Consider the following 21,647-nt stretch of genomic DNA (forward strand, 5'->3'; position numbering starts at 1 on the left):
GCCGTGGCCCGGATCGCCCGTTCGACGAAGCGCCACGTTGATCCTGCCGGTGGCATTGCCCATACCAGCCTCACGAGGGTTCGACCGCCAGGAGGCTTCCATGCGCCGTTCAGTCAACGACGCCGGCTCGAAGAACGCGGCCGCACGCGACAAGCGCGGGGAAGCGCTCGGCGCCCTGCCCGAATGGGACCTGACCGCGCTCTATGCCGGCATGGATGCGCCCGCCCTTGCCGACGACCTCTACCGCGGCGAGACCGAGGCCCTCGCCTTCGAGGCCGCCTACAAGGGCCGGCTTGAGGAGATCGCCCGCGGTGCCGGCGCCGCCGCCGGCCTCGCCGAGGCCGTCACGCGCTTCGAGGCGCTGGAGGACCTGCTCGGCCGCATCGCCTCCTATGCCGGCCTCGTCTATGCCGGCGACACCACCGATCCGGCGCGGGCGAAGTTCTACGGCGACATCCAGGAGAAGATCACCGCGACCTCGTCGCACCTGCTGTTCTTCACCCTCGAGCTGAACCGCATCGAGGATGCGCTGATCGACCAGGCGCTGACCGTGCCTCCCCTCGCCCGCTACCGGCCCTGGCTGGAGGACATCCGCAAGGACAAGCCCTTCCAGCTCGACGATCAGACCGAGAAGCTCTTCCACGAGAAGAACATGACCGGGCGCGCCGCCTGGAACCGCCTGTTCGACGAGACCATGGCGAGCCTGCGCTTCGAGATCGACGGCGAGAAGCTGCCGCTGGAGCCGGCGCTGAACCTGTTGCAGGACACCGCCGAGGACAATCGCCGCAAGGCCTCGGAAGCCCTCGCCGCGACCTTCAAGGAGAACCTGCGCACCTTCGCGCTGATCACCAACACGCTGGCCAAGGACAAGGAGATCTCCGACCGCTGGCGCGGCTTCGAGGACGTGGCGGATTCCCGCCACCTCGCCAACCGCGTCGAGCGCGAGGTGGTCGACGCCCTCGTCGCGGCAGTGCGCGAAAGCTATCCCGCCCTGTCCCACCGCTACTACAGGCTCAAGGCACGCTGGTTCGGCAAGGAGTCCCTGCCGCACTGGGACCGCAACGCGCCGCTGCCGAAGGTCGAGCAGCGCACGATTCTCTGGACCGAGGCGCGCGACACGGTGCTGTCAGCCTATGCCGGCTTCTCGCCGCAGCTCTCCGGCATCGCCCGCCGCTTCTTCGACGAGGGCTGGATCGACGCGCCGGTCAGGCCCGGCAAGGCACCGGGCGCCTTCGCCCACCCGACCGTTCCCTCCGCCCATCCCTTCGTACTGCTCAACTACCAGGGCAAGCCGCGCGACGTGATGATCCTCGCCCACGAGCTCGGCCACGGCGTGCACCAGGTGCTCGCCGCACCGAACGGCGCCCTGATGGCGCCGACACCGCTCACCCTCGCCGAGACCGCCTCGGTCTTCGGCGAGATGCTGACCTTCAAGGCGATCCTGAAAGCCACCACCGACCCCGTCCAGAAGAAGGCGCTGATCGCCTCCAAGGTCGAGGACATGATCAACACGGTGGTGCGCCAGATCGCCTTCTATTCCTTCGAGCGGAAGATCCACTCCGCCCGCCGCGACGGCGAACTCACCGCCGACGCGATCTCCGAGGCCTGGATGAGCGTTCAGGCCGAGAGCCTGGGACCTGCCATCGAGCTGAAGCCGGGCTACGAGACCTTCTGGGCCTATATCCCGCACTTCATCCACTCGCCCTTCTACGTCTATGCCTATGCCTTCGGCGATTGCCTGGTGAACTCTCTCTATGCGGTCTACGAGAAGGCCGATGCGGGCTTCGCCGAGCGCTATCTCGCCATGCTCGCCGCCGGCGGCACCAAGCACCATGCCGAACTGCTGGCGCCCTTCGGGCTGGACGCCCGCGATCCCGCCTTCTGGCAAGGCGGCCTCGGCGTCATCGCCCGCCTGATCGACGAACTCGAAGCCATGGAAGCCTGATGTCCCACCAGATCGCCGTCGTCACCCGCTTCTACAAGGAGATGTGGGACCACGCGGACAAGAGCCTCATCCCCGGCATCTTCCACAAGGACTTCACCTTCCGGGGATCGCTGGGGCCGGTGCTGGTGGGGCACGAGCAGTTCGCCGGCTATGTCGACTTCGTCACCGGCGCGCTCGGCAGCTACACCAGCGACATTCTCGACCTGGTCGAGCAGGGCGACAAGGTCGCCGGGCGCCTGCGCTTCCACGGCTATCACCGCCAGGAGATGTTCGGCTTCGCGCCGACCGGCAAGCATGTCGCCTGGGCCGGCGCCCCCTTCTTCACCTTCGAGGGCGACAAGGTGCGCGACCTCTGGGTACTCGGCGACGTCCACGGGCTCATTGAGCAGTTGAAAGCGAACGCATCGGGGTAGTGGAGGCCGGGTGACCCGGCTGCCTTTCCCGTGTTATACATTCTGTACAACACGGGAGGATGCCATGAACGAACAGCCGCGGAAGGTGGAGCAGGAAGGCTTCGTCCTGCAGGTTCGCAAGATCGGCAATTCCATCGGCGTGATCCTGCCGAAGGAATTGCTTGCGCGTACCAACCTGCAGGAGGGGGATAAGCTGCACGTGATCGAGCAGACGGAGCGGACGATCAAACTGTCGCCCTATGATCCCAAGCACGTGAAGGCCATGGGCATCGCCCGGAAGGCTTTCCGGGACTATGCCGACACCTTCAAGGCGCTCGCCAAATGAACGAGCCGGTCTGGCTGGACGTCGACATCATCGATGTTCACGCCGAGCAACTGGCGCTGTTCGGTGGGCCGGAAGGTATTCGCGACCTCGGCATGCTCGAATCGGCGCTCGGCCGTCCGGTCAACAAGTTCGGCTACGGGGAGGAGGATTTCGCGGCGCTCGCAGCGGCCTACGCCTTCGGCATCGCCCGCAATCCCCCGTTCGTTGACGGGAACAAGAGGGCGGCCTTCGCGGCAATCATCGTGTTTCTCGGCCTCAACGACATCGCCTTCGCCCCGCCTCCGGCAGAGGCGACCGCCATCATCCTAGCCCTCGCCGCCGGCGAGGTCGGTGAGGACGGCCTGACGCGCTGGATCCGCGACAACTGGCCGACCTGACCGGCCGCCCCCTCGAAACCCGGCACCTGCCGCACTATCTCAGGCTCTCCACCTCTTCCCCGGGAGCCCGCATGCCGCCGCGCGACGATGAAGCCAATCGCCTGACCGGTCGCCTGTCGCGCTACGCCCGTGTCGGCACCAACGTGGCGGGCGCCGCCGCCTCCATCGCCGCCGCCCGGTTCTTCGGCGCCGGCCTCGACCGCGAGAAGAACGCCGCCGACCTCACCCGCGCGCTTGGGGGCCTCAAGGGGCCGATCATGAAGGTCGCCCAGCTCCTCGCCACCATTCCCGAGGTGCTGCCGCCCGAATATGCCGAGGAGTTGCAGAAGCTGCAGTCGGAAGCCCCGCCCATGGGGCCCGCCTTCGTCAAGCGCCGCATGATGGCCGAGCTCGGCCCCGACTGGGAGAAGCGCTTCGCCGCCTTCGACAAGATGCCCGCCGCCGCCGCCTCCCTCGGCCAGGTCCACCGCGCCACCGCCCATGACGGCATGGCGCTCGCCTGCAAGCTCCAGTACCCCGACATGCAGTCGGCCGTGGAGGCCGACCTCGCCCAGCTCGAAGTGCTCTTCGCCATCCACCGCCGCATGGACCCGGCGGTGGACACCCGCGAGATCGTCAAGGAGATCGGCGCCCGCGTCCGCGAGGAGCTCGATTACCGCCGCGAGGCCAAGCACGCGGCGCTCTACCGGGAGGTTCTCGCCGACGAGCCGCTGGTGCGTGTGCCGGACGTGCGCGACGAGCTCTCCACCGGCCGGCTCCTCACCCTCTCCTGGCTCGACGGCACCAAGATGCTGTCCCATGTCGACCGGCCGCTGGACATCCGCAACCGGCTGGCCACCGCCATGTTCCGCGCCTGGTGGCATCCCTTCACCGCCATCGGCGTCATCCACGGCGACCCGCACCTCGGCAATTACACTGTCTTCGATCAGGACGGCGAACCCGGCGGCATCAACCTTCTCGACTACGGCTGCGTGCGCATCTTCCCGCCGCGCTTCATCGGTGCCGTCATCGACCTCTACAAGGGACTCGAGGAGAACGACGAGGCCCGCGTCGTCCACGCCTACGAGACCTGGGGGTTCAAGAACCTGAGCCGCGACCTCGTCGACATCCTCAACATGTGGGCCCGCTTCATCTACGGGCCGCTGCTCGACGACCGCGTGCGCTCCATCGCCGACGGCGTCGCGCCGGGCCAGTACGGTCGCCGCGAGGCCTTCACCGTCCACAAGGCGCTGAAGGAGAAGGGGCCCGTCACCATCCCGCAGGAATTCGTGCTGATGGACCGCGCCGCCATCGGTCTCGGCGGCGTCTTCCTGCATCTCAAGGCCGAGCTGAACTTCTACCGGATGTTCAACGAGGAGATCGACCGGTTCAGCCTGGAGGCCGTCACCGCCCGCCAGCAGGCCGCCCTCGGCTCCGCCGGCCTTCTCGCCGCCTGAGGCGCGCCGTGGCGGTCTATGTGGACGACCCGATCTGGCCCTGGCAGGGGCTCAAGTGGTGCCACCTCCTCGCCGACAGCGAGGAGGAACTACACCGCTTCGCCCGCGCCATGGGCGTTCACCGGCTGATCTACCAGGGCCCGCCGAAGACCAGCGCGCCCCATTACGACCTCACCGGCTTCGAGCGCCGCCGCGCCATCGCGCTCGGCGCCATTCCCTGCACAAGGCACGAGATCGTCGCCGTCTTCCGCCGCGTGCGGCTGCCGCGTCCCCAGGCCCGCGCAGGCCGCCTGAGGCCGTCGCCTTGACAGGCGCGGCGCTTCCCCCGAAACCGGGACACCCCGATCCGGAGAGCTGTGTGTCCAAGCCCCTGCTCACAATCCTTCTGTGCTCGCCGCGCGGCTTCTGCGCCGGCGTCGTGCGCGCCATCGACGCCGTCGAGCAGGCGCTGAAGCTCTATGGGCCGCCCGTCTATGTGCGCCACGAGATCGTCCACAACCGCTTCGTCGTCGACGGGCTGAAGGCCAAGGGCGCCATCTTCGTCGAGGAGCTGGACGAGATCCCCGACACCGCCGCCCCCGTCATCTTCTCCGCTCACGGCGTGCCGAAATCCGTGCCGGCGAGCGCCCAGGAGCGCAACTTTCTCGCCATCGACGCCACCTGCCCGCTGGTCACCAAGGTGCATCGCGAGGCGGAGATCCACCACCGCCGCGGCCGCGAGGTGGTGCTCGTCGGCCATGCCCGCCATCCCGAAGTCGTCGGCACCATGGGCCAGCTCCCGCCCGGCGCGGTCACCCTGATCGAGACGCTGGAGGATGCCCGCGCCTTCACCCCGCGCGATGACCAGGCTCTCGCCTTCGTCACCCAGACCACCCTGTCGGTGGACGACACCCGCGAGATCGTCGACTGCCTGCGCCAACGCTTCCCGGCCATCGTCGGCCCCCACAAGGAAGACATCTGCTACGCCACAACCAACCGCCAGGAGGCGGTGAAGCGGGTCGCCCCCCTGGTCGAGGCGATGATCGTCGTCGGCGCGCCAAACTCCTCCAATTCCCAACGCCTGCGCGAGGTGGCAGAGCGGGAGGGTTGCGCCGTCTCCGACCTGGTCCAGCGCGCCGCCGAGATCGACTGGACGCGCTTCGGCGCCATCGCCTCCCTTGGCATCACCGCCGGCGCCTCGGCCCCGGAAGTGCTGGTGGAGGAGATCATCGAGGCCTTCGCCGAGCGCTACACCGTCTCGGTCCAGACCGTCTCCACCGCCGACGAGAGCGTCTTCTTCCCCCTGCCCCGCCAGCTGCGCCCCGACGCGGCCGCCTGAAAGCCTTCCCCATGGCCGTCTATACCGATGTCACCGCCGAGGAGCTCTCGGCCCATCTCGCGCGCTACGACATCGGGGAGCTCCTGTCCTTCAAGGGCATCGCCGAGGGGGTGGAGAACACCAACTTCCTGCTCCATACCACCGGCGGCAGCTTCATCCTGACGCTCTACGAGAAGCGCGTCGATCCGGCCGACCTGCCCTTCTTCATCGGCCTGATGGAACATCTCGCGGCACGCGGCCTCACCTGCCCGCAGCCGGTGCGGATGAAGGACGGCGCCACCCTCGGCGAGCTCGCCGGCCGCCCCGCCGCCATCGTCACCTTTCTCGACGGCATGTGGATCCGCCGCCCGCAGGTCCACCATTGCGCCGCCGTCGGCCGGGCCCTCGCCCAGCTCCACCTCGCCGGACAGGGCTTCGCGCTCACCCGCGTCAACGCTCTCTCCGTGCCGGGCTGGAGGCCGCTCGCCGAGAGGGCCGGCGCGCGCGCCGACACGGTCGCGCCTGGCCTTGCCGCCACGATCGCCGCCGAACTCGACCATTGCGAGCGATCCTGGCCGAAGAGCCTGCCGACCGGCGTCATCCACGCCGACCTCTTCAACGACAACGTCTTCTTCCTGCACGACCAACTGTCCGGGCTGATCGACTTCTACTTCGCCTGCAACGACATCCTCGCCTACGACCTGGCCATCTGCCTCAACGCCTGGTGCTTTTCGGCCGATTTCGAATTCGACTTCGCCAAGGGCTCGGCCATGATCGCGGCCTATCAGGCGGTGCGCCCGCTCAGCGGCGATGAGACGGCGGCGCTGCCGCTGCTCGCCCGCGGCTCGGCCCTGCGCTTCCTGCTCACCCGTCTGGTCGACTGGCTCTACGTGCCGCCCGGCGCCGTGGTGACGCCGAAGGACCCCATCGAATATCTGAAGAAGCTGCGCTTCCATCAGAAGGTCGCCTCTCCCACCGAATATGGCCTGGCATGAACAGTCTGGTGAAAGCGGCCCCCCGCCGCGTCGAGATCTTCACCGACGGCGCCTGCTCGGGAAATCCCGGGCCCGGCGGCTGGGGCGCCATCCTGCGCTTCGGCGAGACGATGAAGGAACTCAGCGGCGGCGAGGCGGTCACCACCAACAACCGCATGGAGCTGATGGCCGCCATCAGCGCCCTCGAGGCGCTGAAGCGTCCCTCCCAGGTCGATCTGCACACCGACAGCCAATATGTGAAGAACGGCATCATGACCTGGATTCATGGCTGGAAGCGCAACGGCTGGCGGACCGCCGACAAGAAGCCGGTGAAGAACGCCGAGCTCTGGCAGCGGCTCGACGACGTCGCCGACCTCCACGAGATTACCTGGCACTGGGTCAAGGGCCATGCCGGCCATCCCGAGAACGAGCGGGCCGACGAGCTCGCCCGCGAGGGCATGGCCCCCTTCAAGCCGGTCCGGCGCTGATCACGGGGACGTGAGAATCGGCAGGTATTTTGCAACTCTGTGTTTCGACCGGGGGACACGTCCCGGATTGACACAGGAGACGACCATGACCAGGCCGCCTTTCTCCGCCGCGAGCCTCGCCGATCTCGACCTCGACGCCGCCCCGATCCGCCCCGAATGGGTGCTGGAGGGCCGCCCCGTCGCCCGCTGTCGCCACTGGTCGGATTCCTCCGACGGCACGACCTCGGCCATGGTCTGGGACTGCACGGCCGGCACCTTCCGCTGGTATTTCGGCGGCGACGAGATCGTCCACATCATCGAGGGAGAGGTCGTCGTCTCCGGCGACGGCGCGCCCGCCCGCACCCTGCGTCCCGGCGATGCGGCCCTGTTCCGCGCCGGCACATGGGCGACCTGGCATGTGCCCCATTACGTGCGCAAGCACGCCATCTGCCGCGACAGCCTGCCCTCGGCCATCACCTTCCCGCTGAAGGCGACGCGCAAGGTGTTCGGCCTCGCCCGCCGCGTCCGCGAAACCGTCGCCGCTCGCATCGGCCTCACGGCTCAGCAGACGATCCCGCTGGCGCTCATGCTGGTGGTCGGGGTCTGAACCGACGCCGGACGTCTTCTAGAGGGCGCGACGCCCTCAAATGCCCTCCCCACCGCAAGCGGGGGGGGAGGGGAAGGAGCCTTACAGTGGAGGCGATCGCAGGGGGCGAGAGGGCCCGCCTTCGCTGGATCAGAGTTGCTTCAGCAGGGCCTCGGCGCCCGACACGTCGGCCTTGCCCGGACCGTCCTCGATGTTCAGCGAGGTGACGACGCCGTCCTTGACGATCATCGAATAGCGCTTGGTGCGCATGCCCATGCCGAAGCCCGACATGTCGTTCTCCAGGCCCACCGCCTTGGCGAAGTCGGCGCTGCCGTCGGCGAGGATGCCGACCTTGTCCACCGCGCCGGTCGCCTTCTGCCAGGCGTCGAGCACGAAGACGTCGTTGGTCGAGGTGACGTAGATGCCGTCCACACCCTTGGCCTTGATCGCCTCGGCGTTGGAGACGAAGCCCGGCAGGTGGTTCTTGTGGCAGGTGGGCGTGAAGGCGCCCGGCACGGCGAAGAGAACGATGGTCTTGCCGGCGAAAACCTCCGCGGTGGTGCGGGCGGCGGGGCCGTCCGCGGTCATGGTGCGGAAGGTCGCTTCCGGCAGCTTGTCGCCGACCTGGATCGTCATGGGGAACTCCTGAAGATTCGTGCGTGGAACCGGCGGCCCGAAACCGCACGGAATACCACCCACACTTAGTGCCTCGCCCGCCGGGCGTCGAGGGCGCGGCGTCAGCGCGGCGTCAGCCGCGTCTCCAGCGCCCGTGCCCCGGAGACGAGGGTGAAGGTGAGTTCCTGGCCGAGGGGCTCGGTGCCGCGCGGCGCGCCGTCCATGACGAGGCGGAAGCGCCGCTCAGGCCCCGCCGTGTCGACCGGCTCCGGCAGCGGCAGCACCCAGCGGCTGTCCGGCCCCTCGACGAAGAGGTCCGCCGCCGCCGCCGCGTCAACCCCGGCGCGCAGCACGACGACGGGATGGTCGCCGCCGCGCTCGACGCGCTCCACGGCGAGCGACAGCCCCTCGGCGCCCGGCCGCGGCACCCGAGCCTCGAACTCCGCGAGCTTCGCCGCCATGGCGGGTTCGGCGGGGCCGGGCGGGAGGGCGAGCCGGGCCTCCGCCTTGGCGGGGATGCAGATCTGGTCGCAGACCGCGTAGTCGAGCTTGAGGGCGAGCCGCACCGGGCGCGCCGCCTCCCGCGGCGTCACCCGCAGCGGGAAGACGACCGCGGACTTGTAGCCGATGGAGAAGCCGTTGCCGTCCGGAAAGCGCATCGGCGCCGGCCAGGCCAGCGCCACGTCGGCGACATTGTCGGAGCCCGACCAGTCGAAGGCCGGAGGCACGCCGGAATCGCCGGGGGTGCGCCAATAGGTCTTGGTGCCGGGATCGAGGGTGATTTCGACGCCTGCGCGATGCACCTTGCCGTCGAACCCGCCACGCACCAGCCGCACGGCGGATTTCGAATCACGCGACCAGGGCGAGGCGGAGGGCGACGCGGCGGCGGGCCTGACCGCAGCCGCCAGGGCCAGTGCGGAGACGAGGGCGCGGCGGTCCAGCATCCGTTCCATGTAGCCCCCGGAACCCGTTTTGACCACTGACGTTCCGTTGAAGATGCATATCGGGCAGGGCTGCGGGCGCCCCCGAGGGTGGCATTCGGCACGATTCCGGGTTAGCGTGGGACATGGCAGCAAATCCTCGACGTGGAGGGCGCGACAGCGTCCGCGGCTATCTCGACGGTCAGATGCTCATCGCCATGCCGACCATGCGCGACGAGCGGTTTTCGCGGACCGTCATCTACCTGTGCGCCCATTCCTCCGACGGCGCCATGGGCATCGTGGTCAACCAGAGCGCCACCAATCTCGCCTTCTCCGACCTGCTGGTGCAGCTCGACATCATCCCCGAGACGCAGAAGATCATGCTGCCCGAGCGGGTCGATTCCATCCGCGTCCTGCGCGGCGGCCCGGTGGAGACCGGCCGCGGCTTCGTGCTGCACTCCTCCGATTTCTACATCGAGAACTCGACCCTCCCCATCGACGAGGGCATCTGCCTCACCGCCACCCTCGACATCCTCAAGGCCCTCGCCAGCGGTGACGGCCCGGCCAACGCCATCCTGGCCCTCGGCTATGCCGGCTGGGGCGCAGGGCAGTTGGAGAACGAGATCCAGTCCAACGGCTGGCTGCATTGCCCGGCCGATCCCGACCTCATCTTCGGCCCCGACGTCGAGACCAAATACGAGCGCGCCATGCGCAAGATCGGCATCGACCCCGCCATGCTGTCGAGCGAATCCGGCCACGCCTGATCGCCTGCCGACGAGGGCATCGGCCCCTCCCCCGGCCCGCCCCCTCGCGCCCGGCCTGCGAACCGGTCTAGGATCGGCGGCAGGGAGACGACAGCAGATGCGACGCCAGCGCCGGACCAAGATTCTCGCAACCCTCGGGCCGGCCTCCACCAGCCGCGACCAGATCGCCGCGCTGTTCGCCGCCGGCGCCGACGTCTTCCGCATCAACATGAGCCACACCCCGCACGACAAGCTGCGGGAGTTCGTCGAGACCATCCGCTCCATCGAGCAGGAGCAGCAGCGGCCCATCGGCATCCTCGCCGACCTGCAAGGGCCGAAGCTGCGCGTCGGCACCTTCAAGGACGGGCCGGTGACGCTCGCGAACGGCTCCTCCTTCGTGCTGGATTCCGACAAGAAGCCCGGTGACGTCTCGCGCGTCCACCTGCCCCATCCGGAAATCCTCGCGGCACTGGAGCCCGGCCACCGCCTCATCCTCGACGACGGCAAGGTGACGCTGCAGGCGGTGAAGTGCACGCCGACCCGCGCCGAATGCCGCGTCGTCGTCGGCGGCAAGCTCTCCGACCGCAAGGGCGTCAGCCTGCCCGACACCGACCTGCCCGTCTCCGCCCTCACCGACAAGGACCGCTCCGACCTCGACGCGGCGCTGAACGCCGGCGTCGACTGGATCGCGGTGTCCTTCGTGCAGCGGCCGGAGGACGTCGCCGAGGTGAAGAAGGTGGCGCGCGGCCGCGCCGCCGTCATGGCCAAGATCGAGAAGCCGCAGGCGGTCGCGCGCCTCGCCGAGATCATGGATATCGCCGACGCCCTGATGGTCGCGCGCGGCGACCTCGGCGTCGAGATGCCCATGGCCAAGGTGCCCGGCATCCAGAAGCAGATCACCCGCCAGGCCCGCCGCACCGGCAAGCCCGTGGTCGTCGCCACCCAGATGCTGGAGAGCATGATCACCGCCCCGGTACCGACCCGCGCCGAGGTCTCCGACGTCGCCACCGCCGTCTTCGAGGGGGCCGACGCCATCATGCTCTCCGCCGAAAGCGCCGCCGGCCAGTATCCGGTGGAGGCGGTCTCGATGATGAATCGCATCGCCGAGGAGGTGGAGGCGGACCCGACCTATCGCGCCGTCATCCAGGGCCAGCGCGCCGAGCCGGAGGCCACCGGCGCCGACGCCATCGCCCTCGCAGCCCGCGACATCGCCGAGACCCTCGACCTCTCCGCCATCGTCTGCTGGACCATGTCCGGCTCGACGGCGCTGCGCGTCGCCCGCGAGCGGCCGAAGCCGATCACCATCGCCCTCACCCCGAAGATCGCCACCGCCCGCCGGCTCGCCCTGCTCTGGGGCGTCCACTGCGTCGTCACCCAGGACGCCCGCGACCTCGACGACATGGTGAGCCGCGCCTGCCGCTTCGCCTTCCAGGACGGTTTCGCCAAGCCCGGCCAGCGCATCATCGTGGTGGCCGGCGTGCCGCTCGGCACCCCCGGCGCCACCAACATGCTGCGCATCGCCTTCGTCGGGGCGGAGACGGTGGACGATTAGGACACCGGCCGTGCCGCGAGATCGGCACGCGCCTCCCGCCCCGCCGCCTGCTGCTGCGCCCGGATCTCCGCCGCGACCAGACCCGGATCGGCATGGTGCGGCCCGTGCCCGACATCGGGGAGCACGATGAGCTTCGTCTGCGGAATGTCCCGCGCGAGGCCGGTCGAATGGAGGTGGGTCCAGACGACCCCGTCCCTGTCACCGGAGATCACCGTCACCGGGCAGGCGATGGCGCCGTAGCGCGGCGCCTGCTCCCGGACCTGGGCCAGCAGCCCGGCGACATCCTCGGCATTGGCCATGAACTGCGCCGGCCTGAGCACCAGCGGGATGCCGGCGCTCTCGGCATAGTCCGCTTCGATCGGCTGCGGGCTGAAGACGCCGGCGATGCTGCGCGCCATCAGCGCCTGGCCCGCCGGCAGGGCGAGCGTCCAGGCGAAGAGCGGCCCGAGCACGGGGCTCGCGGCCACCCGGTAGTACCAGTGCACGCCGCCGGGCCAGGGATGGGTCGCCGGCGCGATCAGCACGAGGCCGGCGACGCGGTCGCCATGGTCGAGGGCGAGCCGGCAGGCGAGCGCCCCCGCCCAGGAATGGGCGACGACGACGGCCCGCGCGACGCCGAGGGCGTCGAGGGCGTCCACCAGCGCTCCGGCCTGATGATCGAGCCGCGCCGCGGCGCGTCCCGCCTGCCGCTCGGAGAAGCCGTGGCCCGGCCGGTCGACCAGCAGGGTCCGGCCGAGGGAGCCGAGCCGGTCGCCGAAGGCCGGCCGCCAGGCGAGCGCGGAACCGGAGGCGCCGTGCAGGAAGAGCACGGGCACGTCGCCCTCGCCCCTGTCGATCACGTGCATCCGCCCCGCCCGCGTCGGCACGAAGCGGCCCTCCGGCGGGAAGGCGCGGGATATGGCGCGGGCGCTGAACCCTGTCCACCCGGCGAGGGCGGCCGGAAGCGCGGCGGCGGCGAGGGTCGAAAGGAGAGCCATGGCGGATTCTACGCCGCAGAGGCGCTGGCGGATCGGCGCGTCAGAGTTCGACGCCGTCCACCTTCGGCTGCAGCCGCTGGATGATCTGCGGCACCCGCTCGATGTGCGGATTGATTTCCATCGCCTTCTTGAAGGCGGCGAGCGCCTGTTTGTCCTCGCCGAGCTGCTGCAGCATCATGCCGAGGCCGACCATCGCGCCGTAGTGGCGCGGCTCGAGGCGCAGCACGTGCTCGATGTCGGTGAGGGCGCGGCCGAGCTCGCGGCGGGCGAAGTGCAGCGTGGCGCGGCGGCTCCAGGCCTCCACCGTCTCCGGATACATGTCGATGACCGAATCGAGCAGCGACAGCGCGAGGTCGGCCTGACGCTGCTGCACGGCCTGCTGGGCGCGCGCCATCAGGAGGTCGGCGGTGTCCGACCCGGACTGCGCCATGATCATGCCGATCTGCGCCTCGATGGCGCGGGCCTGGCGCGCCCCGTCCGCCTCGCGCAGGCGGCTGTAGAGCTCGTCCAGCCGGCGCGCACGCTCCGAGGCGAAGGAAGGCGGCGGCGCATTGGCCGCAGGGGTCGCCTCGGCCGCCGGGCCGGCGGGCGTCGGGCCGGTGACCTGCGCCGCCACGGGCGAGGCCGACAGGAGCAGGCAAAGAAAAACCGCCGCGCGCATCATGTGCCCAAGGTGGGCCACGACGCGGCGACGGTCAATGTCGGGACGATGACGACGGCGTGAGCCGCGTCGGGTCGCCCGGGAGGCGGCGTCAGCCGTCCTCAGCCCTGCCGCGCCTTGAAGCGCTTCTGGGTCTTGTTGATGACGTAGACGCGGCCCTTGCGGCGCACGATCTGGTTGTCGCGATGGCGACCGCGCAGCGACTTCAGCGAATTGCGGACCTTCATGGCGGCGATCCTCGGATGGGACGAGCGCCTGGGATCGGAGGACCCGACGGACGGCGCGTCGAAGAAGAGAAGGCGCGGGCTATACGGTGCCGGGGCCCGGGTGTCAAGGTTGCAGCGCCGGCCATCGAACGCCATCTGCAGGTGAGAGGGCGGCAGGCGCCGACGCGCCGGCCCCCGCCCGTCCGTCCACCCATGACACGAAAGGAGGCCGTCCGCCATGAGCGTCGCCTTCACCAAGGAAAACGACCGCGACGGCACCGAAGCCAACCTGCAGGACAGGCCGATCTCGCCGCATCCGAATCTCGTCACCGCCGAGGGCATGGCGGCGCTGGAGGCGGCCCTCGCGGCGGCCAAGGCCGCGGTGCAGGAGGCCCGCGACGCCGGCGAGGACGCCACCGGCCTCGCCCTCGCCCGTGCCAGCCGCGACGCCCGCTACTATTCCGCCCGCCACGCCAGCGCCGAACTGGTCGGCCCGCCGCCCGCCGATGGCAAGGTGCATTTCGGCAGCCGCGTCACCTTCGACCGCGACGACGGCCGCCGCCAGACCTTCCGCATCGTCGGTGAGGACGAGGCCGAGCCGGCCGACGGCACCATCTCCTACGTCTCGCCGGTCGCCCGCGCCCTGATGGGCAAGCAGGTCGGCGACGTCGCCCTTGTCGGTGGCGGCGAGGTCGAGATCGTCGAAATCGGGTGAGGCGGCGGCGCGCCGCGTCCGTCCTGAGGGTTGTCCAGAATGCCCCACCCTCACCCTCCCCTCGCTGCACGAGGAGAAGGGGACTTCGGCCGACGGATCCTGACGGGTGGGTCGGACCAAGCACGACCGGCCGTTCGTCGATCGGAAAACGGCCGCGCCAGGCTCCACGAGCCAAACAGGCCGTCACGCGGTAGTCCCCCCCTCCCCGCGCCAGCGGGGAGGGTCGGGGTGGGGCATTCCAATGGATCAACGGGTTCCCGGGCCCTGCCTCTTCGGCCCGGCGACGCTCAGCCCCGCCCGATCGTCACAACCGCCGCCCGGCCGCCGGGGGCCGAGGACACGGTGATCGCCTGCGCACCCTCCACCTGCACCGCCGCGCCCTGGTGCACCACGACCGTCTCGCCGTCGGCCGTCACGCTCCAGGCCTCCTCGACGGCGAAGAGCACCACGACCGGCGCCGCCGCGACAGGGTCCTCGGCGCCGCGCCCGCGGCGGATGGCGACCTCGCCCCCCGCCTCCCCGTCCCGCGTCAAGAGGTTGAAGGCGGTGGCGGGCTTGTCGTCGCGCAGGCGGCAGAAGGGTGCCGGCGCCCCGGCGAAACGCGTCGGCTGGTCGCGGCCGAGGGTGCGGGTGCCCTCCCCTTGGAAGTCGAGATGAACGCCCGCTCCCGCGACGATGGTGAAGGTCCGCGTCACGCCCGCGTAGTCGGAGAAGGGCCCGTCCTTCAGGATGGCGGCGGTGCCGACGCGCCAGTCCGGCTCGCCGTCGGCCCCGAGGCTGACGGCGATGTCGGTGGCGGTGCCGCCGCCGTTCTTCCAGGGGACCGTCTGGAAGCCGGCGGGATCGAGGAGGCGGATCATCGGCTCACTGCGGCGTATAGGTGATGCCGCTGATCGGCGAGACGATCTGGTTGTAGATCTCGCCGCAGCGCGCGCCGCAACGCTTCACGAAGGCAGGCAGGACCACCTTCTGCATGGCCTCGCGCAGCAGCGCCACGTCGGCCGGCGTCTCCCGCGTGATGGTCATGGGCCGGTTGGTGACCACGTGGCCGATCTTGCAGCCCGCGGCGTTGCCGGCATTGCACTGGATGCCGTCCTCGGTGAGCTCGGCGCCGAGCTTCCACTGCGCCTCCTCCACCTCGTTCATGGTCGCCTGCAGGAAGTCGCGCACGGCGGGATCGAGCCGGTTCCACCAGGCAAGGTTCACCGCATAGGCGGCGACGCCCCACTGGATCGGCAGCGTATAGAGATGGCGCGTCACCTCGTACCAGCGGGCGCCGTTGCCGGTGGCCGTGCCGGTCACCGCGCAGTCGACGACGCCGCGCTCCAGGGCCGAATAGACCTCGGGGAAGCCGATCGCCACCGGTTGGCCGCCGATGGACTGGATGAAGTCGTTCTGCGAGCCGCCGGGCGTGCGCACGCGCCGGCCCTTCAGATCGGCGAGGCTGGTGACGGGATCACGGCAGAACAGCACCTGGCCGGGGAAGGGATAGAAGGCGACGATCTTGATGCCGACGCGCTCCAGCTCCTTGTTGAGGGTGGGCAGCATGGCGTGGGCGATGCGCCGGCCCTGCTCGTGCGAGGGGTTCTGGCCGGACATGTCGATGATGTCGAGCAGCGGCACGTCGCCGGCGACCGTCGGCAGGGCGAGGCCGGCGAGGTCGATCTGGCCCGAGCGCAGCACGCGGATGAGGTCGGGGCCGGAGAGGTTGCGCTCCGGCCAGCTCGCCAGGGTCACGCGGATGCGCCCACCGGAGCGCTGCGGCAGCGCCTCGCGCAGCATGGGGATGTCGACGCGGGTATATTGCGGGATGGAGGGCGAGAGCTGCGTCACCATCTGGATGGCGACCGGCGGCCCCGGCGGCAGGGCGGGCGCTTGGGCGAAGGCGGGGCCGGTGGCGAGAGCGACAACGGCAGCGGCGGCGAGAGACGGGAACGACGGAACCATGGGGCTCTCCGGACGCGGGGACATGCCCGCCTCTGCCGACTATAGGCGGCCATGACGCTGCGTCGAGATGGCACGATGCAGGGCTCGCCGCATTGACCCGGCACGGCGCGCATGGCTAAACCCCCGGCCATGACCGCTCCCTCAAGCCCCAACGGCTCCGGCAGCCCGGCCTCGCGCCGGCGCACCTTCGCCATCATCTCCCACCCCGACGCCGGCAAGACCACGCTGACGGAGAAGCTGCTGCTGTTCGGCGGCGCCATCCAGCTCGCCGGCGAAGTGAGGGCCAAGCAGGGCCGCCGGCAGACGTCCTCCGACTGGATGGCCATCGAGCGCCAGCGCGGCATCTCGGTCGTCACCTCGGTGATGACGTTCGAATATGGCGGCTGCGTCTTCAACCTCCTGGACACGCCGGGCCACGAGGACTTCTCCGAGGACACCTACCGCACGCTGACGGCAGTGGATTCCGCCATCATGGTCATCGACGGCGCCAAGGGCGTCGAGGACCGCACGCGCAAGCTCGTCGAGGTCTGCCGCCTGCGCGACATCCCGATCATCACCTTCGTCAACAAGATGGACCGCGAGAGCCGCGACCCCTTCGAACTCATGGACGACGTGGAGAAGGCCCTCGCCCTCGACACCGTGCCGATGACCTGGCCGATCGGCGTCGGCCGCGAATTCGCCGGCACCTACGACCTCGTGCACAACCACGTCCGCCGCATCGACCGTGACGAAGAGCCGATCAAGGTCAACGGCCCCGAGGCCGCCATCTTCGACGAGATGCTGCCGGTCGGCACCGAAGCCTGGCGCGAGAGCGCGCTGCTGGCCAAGGAGGGCGCCAAGCCTTTCGACCTCGACGCCTATCGCGAGGGCCACATGACGCCGGTCTATTTCGGCTCGGCCCTGCGCACCTTCGGCGTCCAGGACCTCATCGACGCGCTCATCGCCTATGCGCCGGCGCCCCGCGCGCAGGTGGCCGAGACTCGCACCGTGCTCGCCGACGAGGCGAAGATGAGCGGTTTCGTCTTCAAGATCCAGGCGAACATGGACCCGAACCACCGCGACCGCATCGCCTTCCTGCGCGTCTGCTCGGGCAAGCTCGCCCGCGGCATGAAGGCCAAGCTGGTGCGCACCGGCAAGCCCATGCCGCTGAACGCGCCCCAGTTCTTCTTCGCCAAGGACCGCCAGCTCGCCGAGGAGGCCTATGCCGGCGACATCGTCGGCATTCCCAACCACGGCACGCTGCGCATCGGCGACACGCTGACCGACGGCGAGGACATCGTCTTCAAGGGCGTGCCGAGCTTCGCGCCCGAGCAGCTGCGCCGCGTCAAGCTGAAGGACGCCATGAAGGCCAAGAAGCTGCGCGAGGCGCTGCAGCAGATGGGCGAGGAGGGCGTCGTCCAGCTCTTCGTGCCGCATGACGGCTCGCCCGCCATCGTCGGTGTCGTCGGTGCCCTGCAGCTCGACGTGCTGAAGGAGCGGCTGGCGGCGGAATACACGCTGCCGGTCGACTTCGATCCCTGCCAGTTCTCGGTCTGCCGCTGGATCACGTCGGACGATCCGGCGAAGCTGAACGCCTTCGTCGAGAGCCACGGCTCGTCCATGGCCCGCGACCTCGACGGCGCCCCGGTCTACATGGCCTCCAGCGCCTTCTCGCTGCGCTATGAGGAGGAGCGGGCGCCCGGCATCACCTTCTCGGCGATCAAGGACTATCAGCGCGCCGCGGCCTGACGCCCGCCCCGCCGCGGGCCGCCCACCGCCTGGCCGATCCAGGATATGACCTGGGCATGCAGGCCGGGGTCCTTGTCGATGTTGAAATGGGTGACGTTGGGGCGGCCGCGCAGGTCGATGTTCTCCAGCCGGCCGCGGAAGCCGGGCGCCGCTCCCACCACCGTTCCCCAGCCGTTGTCCGACTGGTAGAGGTTGATGTAGCGCCGCGCACCGCCCGAGACCTGCTGCCGCACGGTGGGGTCGAAGGCGACCGCGAGGGCGAGACTGCCGCCGTTCTGCGCCAGGGTGTTGGTGAGTTCGGTGAGGGCGTTTGCGCCGAGGGAATGGCCCACCACCACCGCCTGGAAGCGGCCGCCCGTCGCGCGCTGGGCGGTGAGAATCTCCGCCGCGATGCTGGGCCAGGCACCATATTCGTGGACGGTGGCGTTGTAGCCGCGGGCGCGCAGCTTGTCGCCGAGATCGTCCATGCCTTGGGAGAAGACGTTGGCGAGCCCGCGCATGAGATAGATCCGGGGCGGCAGTTGCGCCCGCTGGCGCATCGCCGCGGTGGCCAGTTCGCCGCGCCCGTCGTCCCGCGCCATCTGCACCGTCGCGCCGTGGCCGTCAGGACCGGCGGTCGTCTGGCACCCCGCCAGCAGGAAGCCCGAGAGGGCCAGCGCCACACATCCCAAGCGCTTCGACAGGCTCATCGTCAACCTCGATATCAAGGACGCCCTTCAACGTCCGGGCCCCTTTCCCGGTTCCTGCCGGGAGCGGCGTCACCCTGCCCCAACGTGGTTAAAGGGCGCTGAATGCGGCGCCGTCACGGCGGCACGGCCGACATTCCACCTGCTCCGGCGGCCTGTGCGGCGCCTCCCGCGGTGCCGGCGCTTCAGTAGAGGTAGGGAATGATCCGCCGGGTTCGCGCCGCATAGGCGGCATAGTCGGCGCCGAAGGCCTCGTGCATCATCGCCTCCTCCCGGCCGATGCGGAAGGCGTAGAGCAGGCCGAAGCCGACGAAGCCGGCCGGGCCGACGATCCAGTTCTGCAGCAGCAGCAACTGGGCCAGCGCCCACAGGAAGAAGGCCGAATACATCGGGTGCCGCACCAGCCGGTAGACCCCGTGGGTGACGAGCGTATGGCCCTCGCGCAGCTCCAGCGTCTGCGACCAGTTGCGGCCGAGCTGGCGGTGCGTGGCGAGGAACAGGGCCAGCGCCGCAGCGAAGACGGCCGCTCCTGCCCACGCCTGGGCGGGCGAGAAACCATAATCGGCGAAGCGCAGCAGGCCGAACCGCGCCGTCAGGCAATAGGTGATCGGCACGATGCCGAGGCCGGTGAGCGAAATGAGCAGCAGAACGCGCTCGCGCCGGTCGACCGCGCTGACGTGGATGCGGTTCTTGCGCTTGTTCTTCACCTCGTGCGGGATGCGGATGGCGCCCCAGCCGAAGACGCCGACGAGGAAGATGATCTCGGCCATGAGACGGGTCATCGGGCGGGCGGTTCCTCGGCGGTGTGGGGAAAGGGCGTGGTCGCCGCGCCGAGCGAACCGTCGGGACCGAGGGCTCCGGGCAGGCTGGACCCGTGGCGGACGATGTCGGCGAACCGGAACGGCCCGCAGGCGATCATGTGGAAATCATAGGCGTAGCGCTGCTCGTTGCCCATCACGTATTGCCGGTGGATGCGCAGCAGATTGCCGCGGAACCGCCGCCAGGTCTGCGGCGACAGCATGCGCGAGAGCCGGATCGACCGGCGCACCGGGCGGCCGGTGGCGGGCAGGCCGAGGGCTTCGGCCGTGTTGTTCTTGTAGAAGCAGATGAAGTCGACGTGGCTGTCGTATTCGGCCCAGGTGACCTCGGAGGCGTCGGCGACGCGCCGCACCTGGTCGCGCAGCCAGCCGGCGGCGGGATGGAGGGCGATCTTCAGGGTTGAGGAGCCGACCCCGGCGAGGCCGAGGGGCGTCGACGCGCGCGATCCGCCGGCGAGCACCCGTGCCACCGCGTCGATCATCCACACGGCCCCGAGGCTGTGCGCCACGATCACCACCTCGTCCACGTCCTCCGCCGCGAGGCCCCGCCGGATGTCGTCGGCGAAAGCCTCGGCCCGTGCCGCGATGGCCGGCCGCCGCCGGCGGATCATGTCGCGGGCGAAGATCCAGTCGCTCAGCATATAGGTCAGCTGCAGCCGCGGACCCGCCGCCGCCAGCAGGGCGGCGAAGACTGCGACGCCGCCGGCGAACCTGAGCCAGCCCGGCAGCGGCCAGCCCAGGAGACCGGGCAGCGCCGGAAGGAGCCAGCCCGCGGCGGCGAAGACCAGCAGCAGGACCAGCGGATAGGCGGCGAAGAGCGCATAGCGCCAGTAGGCGGCGGCGTAGCGGAAGAAGGTGCCGGTCGCCACCATGTCGGCGGCGGCGAGGAGATAGCGCGGCAGGCGCCGCCACACCGGCAGGTCCATGTCCTCGGCCACGAGGTCGTCCCAACGCAGCAGGCGAACGTCCGTCTCGACGGTGAAATCGGGCCCGGACACCGTCACCGGCCAGGACGTCACCGGGGCGCCCGCCGATTCGACGGCCGCACCGACGGCCGCCGACAGCGACCACGTCGTCTCGAAACGGCCGATCTCGCGCTGGAAGCGATGATGATGGGCGGCCGGCGGCAGCGGCTCGTAGCCGGTCACGAGATAGGTGCGGCGCTTGTGAACGAACGGGATCATGGCCTCCGGGGCGCTGGGCGGCTGTGATCAATGCCATGGCCGGGCCGCCTTCGCCAGATCGCCGGCCTCCGCCATCCCCAGCCTCACCGCCCCGCCGGAGCTAAACAGGAGCCGGGGTGCCCGCCGGAGGCTCTGCAGCGGTTCGACGGGCGGCGCGAATGGGGCTATCATCGGGCCGGCCTGCGGGAACCGGGAGGGGACCGCGAGGGTTCCCTTCGCGGCGAGGACATGAGCCGATGGATGGTGGTGAGAGGCAGCCGGACCCGAGACCGGCGCTGTTCCGAAGGGCCCCGACCTGGAGCATCGAGCACCAGCGCCAGGAGCCCGAAAGGCCCGGCTTCAACGCCTGGGACGAGCGGGTGCGCACGCGCCAGAACATCGTCGCCGCCGCCGTGGTCCTCTGCCTCGGCCTCGCCACCTACCACGTCATGACCGAACTCCGGGCGAGCTCGCGGGTTCTCGCCTGCATCGAGGCCGGCCACCGCAACTGCGCCCAGCCTGCCATTCCCGGCAACGGCCATCGCTAGCGCCTCCTGCCCGCCTAGAGCCCCTCGCGCAGGAAAGCGCGCATCCATCCGCCCTGCGGCCCCGAGAGTGGCGCCCGGGGTGGACGGCCCTGCCCACCGCCTTCACGGGCCGGCGTGACCGGCATCTGCGAGGCTCCGGCTGCCGGTTGTGACCATGTCATCGCGGATGCTCCCTGTCGGATCGCGCCGCAGCGCCTCCTTCATGGGTTGCCGCCCGCACCGGGAAGGTTCATCGGCAGCCACCGCGCCGCCGTCCTCACCTCACCTCACCTTACCAGTTCGAGATGGCCGTAGGCCTTGAGGAAGTTGCGTCCTCCCGCCCTGTCCTCGGCCAGCGCCGCGATGTCGTCGAGAAGGGCCCGGATCGCCCGCCTGACGTCGCCGTCGAACTCCGCCAGGACCGCCTCCACCTCCGCGTCCGTCTCGGGACCATCCATCGCCATGCTGCGTGCTGCACTCATCGCTCAATCTCCCATTTGTTCTCATTATGTTCTAGTTTTCCCGCGTTGGCAAGCCCCCGCTCCCGGGGTCGGTGCGGCGTGACATCG

26 protein-coding genes are annotated in these 21,647 nt (G+C 69.9%); 15 read left to right on the forward strand and 11 right to left on the reverse strand.

Annotation, left to right across the window (positions count from 1 at the left end; all coding sequences use genetic code 11):
• Positions 1–100: 100 nt before the first annotated feature.
• From C6569_RS12025 to C6569_RS12070, 10 genes are all read left to right on the forward strand, one after another.
• Positions 101–1,945: a M3 family oligoendopeptidase gene (locus C6569_RS12025; protein WP_106749073.1), complete on the forward strand. Its 1,845-nt coding sequence runs from the start codon at positions 101–103 to the stop codon at positions 1,943–1,945.
• Complete coding sequence (locus C6569_RS12030; RefSeq protein ID WP_106749074.1) at positions 1,945–2,358, forward strand: ester cyclase; 414 nt, start codon at positions 1,945–1,947, stop codon at positions 2,356–2,358. Before C6569_RS12025 ends, C6569_RS12030 begins: the two co-directional genes overlap by 1 nt.
• A gap of 64 nt (positions 2,359–2,422) precedes the next feature.
• Positions 2,423–2,683, forward strand: a complete 261-nt coding sequence (locus C6569_RS12035; protein ID WP_106749075.1) for an AbrB/MazE/SpoVT family DNA-binding domain-containing protein — start codon at positions 2,423–2,425, stop codon at positions 2,681–2,683.
• Positions 2,680–3,060 (forward strand): type II toxin-antitoxin system death-on-curing family toxin, encoded by a 381-nt coding sequence (locus C6569_RS12040; protein WP_106749076.1) that lies wholly within the window; start codon positions 2,680–2,682, stop codon positions 3,058–3,060. The genes C6569_RS12035 and C6569_RS12040 overlap by 4 nt, the downstream gene beginning before the upstream one ends.
• A 71-nt stretch (positions 3,061–3,131) precedes the next feature.
• Positions 3,132–4,496, forward strand: coding sequence for an ABC1 kinase family protein (locus C6569_RS12045; protein ID WP_106749077.1), 1,365 nt, complete (start codon positions 3,132–3,134; stop codon positions 4,494–4,496).
• An 8-nt stretch (positions 4,497–4,504) separates the two neighbouring features.
• The gene (locus tag C6569_RS12050) at positions 4,505–4,804 is read left to right on the forward strand and encodes a DUF4031 domain-containing protein (RefSeq protein ID WP_106749078.1); all 300 of its coding nucleotides are present in this window, start codon (positions 4,505–4,507) and stop codon (positions 4,802–4,804) included.
• 50 nt (positions 4,805–4,854) lie between these two features.
• A complete protein-coding gene (gene ispH, locus C6569_RS12055; protein WP_106749079.1) occupies positions 4,855–5,814 on the forward strand; it encodes a 4-hydroxy-3-methylbut-2-enyl diphosphate reductase in 960 nt (319 codons plus the stop codon).
• An 11-nt stretch (positions 5,815–5,825) separates the two neighbouring features.
• Positions 5,826–6,788 (forward strand): homoserine kinase, encoded by a 963-nt coding sequence (locus C6569_RS12060; RefSeq protein WP_106749080.1) that lies wholly within the window; start codon positions 5,826–5,828, stop codon positions 6,786–6,788.
• A gap of 8 nt (positions 6,789–6,796) precedes the next feature.
• A complete protein-coding gene (rnhA, locus tag C6569_RS12065) occupies positions 6,797–7,255 on the forward strand; it encodes a ribonuclease HI (protein WP_245898084.1) in 459 nt (152 codons plus the stop codon).
• 85 nt (positions 7,256–7,340) lie between these two features.
• Positions 7,341–7,841, forward strand: a complete 501-nt coding sequence (locus C6569_RS12070) for a cupin domain-containing protein (RefSeq protein ID WP_106749082.1) — start codon at positions 7,341–7,343, stop codon at positions 7,839–7,841.
• Between the two features lie 129 nt (positions 7,842–7,970).
• Here the strand turns inward: C6569_RS12070 and C6569_RS12075 are convergent, their stop codons facing one another.
• Positions 7,971–8,456: a peroxiredoxin gene (locus C6569_RS12075; protein ID WP_106749083.1), complete on the reverse strand. Its 486-nt coding sequence runs from the start codon at positions 8,454–8,456 to the stop codon at positions 7,971–7,973.
• A gap of 101 nt (positions 8,457–8,557) precedes the next feature.
• Positions 8,558–9,388 (reverse strand): protein-disulfide reductase DsbD domain-containing protein, encoded by an 831-nt coding sequence (locus C6569_RS12080; protein WP_106749084.1) that lies wholly within the window; start codon positions 9,386–9,388, stop codon positions 8,558–8,560.
• Between the two features lie 113 nt (positions 9,389–9,501).
• Between C6569_RS12080 and C6569_RS12085 the strand changes: the two genes are divergently transcribed.
• A complete protein-coding gene (locus tag C6569_RS12085; RefSeq protein ID WP_106749085.1) occupies positions 9,502–10,119 on the forward strand; it encodes a YqgE/AlgH family protein in 618 nt (205 codons plus the stop codon).
• Positions 10,120–10,216: 97 nt separating this feature from the next.
• Complete coding sequence (pyk, locus tag C6569_RS12090; RefSeq protein WP_106749086.1) at positions 10,217–11,650, forward strand: pyruvate kinase; 1,434 nt, start codon at positions 10,217–10,219, stop codon at positions 11,648–11,650.
• Here pyk and C6569_RS12095 read toward each other — a convergent pair.
• The 3 genes from C6569_RS12095 to ykgO form a co-directional block, all read right to left on the reverse strand.
• Entirely contained in the window at positions 11,647–12,627 is a 981-nt protein-coding gene (locus C6569_RS12095) for an alpha/beta fold hydrolase (RefSeq protein ID WP_106749087.1), read from the reverse strand. The genes pyk and C6569_RS12095 overlap by 4 nt on opposite strands.
• Positions 12,628–12,667: 40 nt before the next feature.
• Entirely contained in the window at positions 12,668–13,288 is a 621-nt protein-coding gene (locus tag C6569_RS12100) for a tetratricopeptide repeat protein (RefSeq protein WP_146144790.1), read from the reverse strand.
• Positions 13,289–13,389: 101 nt separating this feature from the next.
• Positions 13,390–13,515, reverse strand: coding sequence for a type B 50S ribosomal protein L36 (gene ykgO, locus C6569_RS12105; protein ID WP_106749089.1), 126 nt, complete (start codon positions 13,513–13,515; stop codon positions 13,390–13,392).
• Between the two features lie 217 nt (positions 13,516–13,732).
• On the opposite strand from ykgO, the gene greA reads away from it, so the two are divergent.
• Positions 13,733–14,209: a transcription elongation factor GreA gene (greA, locus tag C6569_RS12110; protein WP_106749090.1), complete on the forward strand. Its 477-nt coding sequence runs from the start codon at positions 13,733–13,735 to the stop codon at positions 14,207–14,209.
• A gap of 287 nt (positions 14,210–14,496) precedes the next feature.
• On the opposite strand, the gene C6569_RS12115 is transcribed toward greA, so the two are convergent.
• Both C6569_RS12115 and C6569_RS12120 read right to left on the reverse strand, forming a co-directional pair.
• Complete coding sequence (locus tag C6569_RS12115; protein ID WP_106749091.1) at positions 14,497–15,069, reverse strand: HutD/Ves family protein; 573 nt, start codon at positions 15,067–15,069, stop codon at positions 14,497–14,499.
• A 4-nt stretch (positions 15,070–15,073) separates the two neighbouring features.
• Positions 15,074–16,156 carry a TRAP transporter substrate-binding protein gene (locus C6569_RS12120; protein ID WP_106749092.1) on the reverse strand — a complete coding sequence of 361 codons (1,083 nt, stop codon included), beginning with the start codon at positions 16,154–16,156 and terminating at the stop codon, positions 15,074–15,076.
• Between the two features lie 129 nt (positions 16,157–16,285).
• Between C6569_RS12120 and C6569_RS12125 the strand changes: the two genes are divergently transcribed.
• Positions 16,286–17,884: a peptide chain release factor 3 gene (locus C6569_RS12125; protein ID WP_106749093.1), complete on the forward strand. Its 1,599-nt coding sequence runs from the start codon at positions 16,286–16,288 to the stop codon at positions 17,882–17,884.
• Here C6569_RS12125 and C6569_RS12130 read toward each other — a convergent pair.
• From C6569_RS12130 to C6569_RS21710, 3 genes are all read right to left on the reverse strand, one after another.
• Positions 17,866–18,573 carry a hypothetical protein gene (locus tag C6569_RS12130; protein WP_146144791.1) on the reverse strand — a complete coding sequence of 236 codons (708 nt, stop codon included), beginning with the start codon at positions 18,571–18,573 and terminating at the stop codon, positions 17,866–17,868. The genes C6569_RS12125 and C6569_RS12130 overlap by 19 nt on opposite strands.
• Positions 18,574–18,755: 182 nt before the next feature.
• Positions 18,756–19,352 carry a protein-S-isoprenylcysteine O-methyltransferase gene (locus C6569_RS12135; protein ID WP_106749095.1) on the reverse strand — a complete coding sequence of 199 codons (597 nt, stop codon included), beginning with the start codon at positions 19,350–19,352 and terminating at the stop codon, positions 18,756–18,758.
• Positions 19,349–20,572 carry a hypothetical protein gene (locus C6569_RS21710; protein WP_146144792.1) on the reverse strand — a complete coding sequence of 408 codons (1,224 nt, stop codon included), beginning with the start codon at positions 20,570–20,572 and terminating at the stop codon, positions 19,349–19,351. Before C6569_RS21710 ends, C6569_RS12135 begins: the two co-directional genes overlap by 4 nt.
• A gap of 236 nt (positions 20,573–20,808) precedes the next feature.
• Between C6569_RS21710 and C6569_RS12145 the strand changes: the two genes are divergently transcribed.
• Positions 20,809–21,099 (forward strand): hypothetical protein, encoded by a 291-nt coding sequence (locus tag C6569_RS12145; protein ID WP_106749096.1) that lies wholly within the window; start codon positions 20,809–20,811, stop codon positions 21,097–21,099.
• Positions 21,100–21,365: 266 nt separating this feature from the next.
• Here the strand turns inward: C6569_RS12145 and C6569_RS21715 are convergent, their stop codons facing one another.
• Entirely contained in the window at positions 21,366–21,560 is a 195-nt protein-coding gene (locus tag C6569_RS21715) for a hypothetical protein (protein ID WP_146144793.1), read from the reverse strand.
• Positions 21,561–21,647 lie beyond the last annotated feature (87 nt).

This window comes from Phreatobacter cathodiphilus (genome assembly GCF_003008515.1).
GTDB classification, from domain to species: Bacteria; Pseudomonadota; Alphaproteobacteria; order Rhizobiales; family Phreatobacteraceae; genus Phreatobacter; species Phreatobacter cathodiphilus.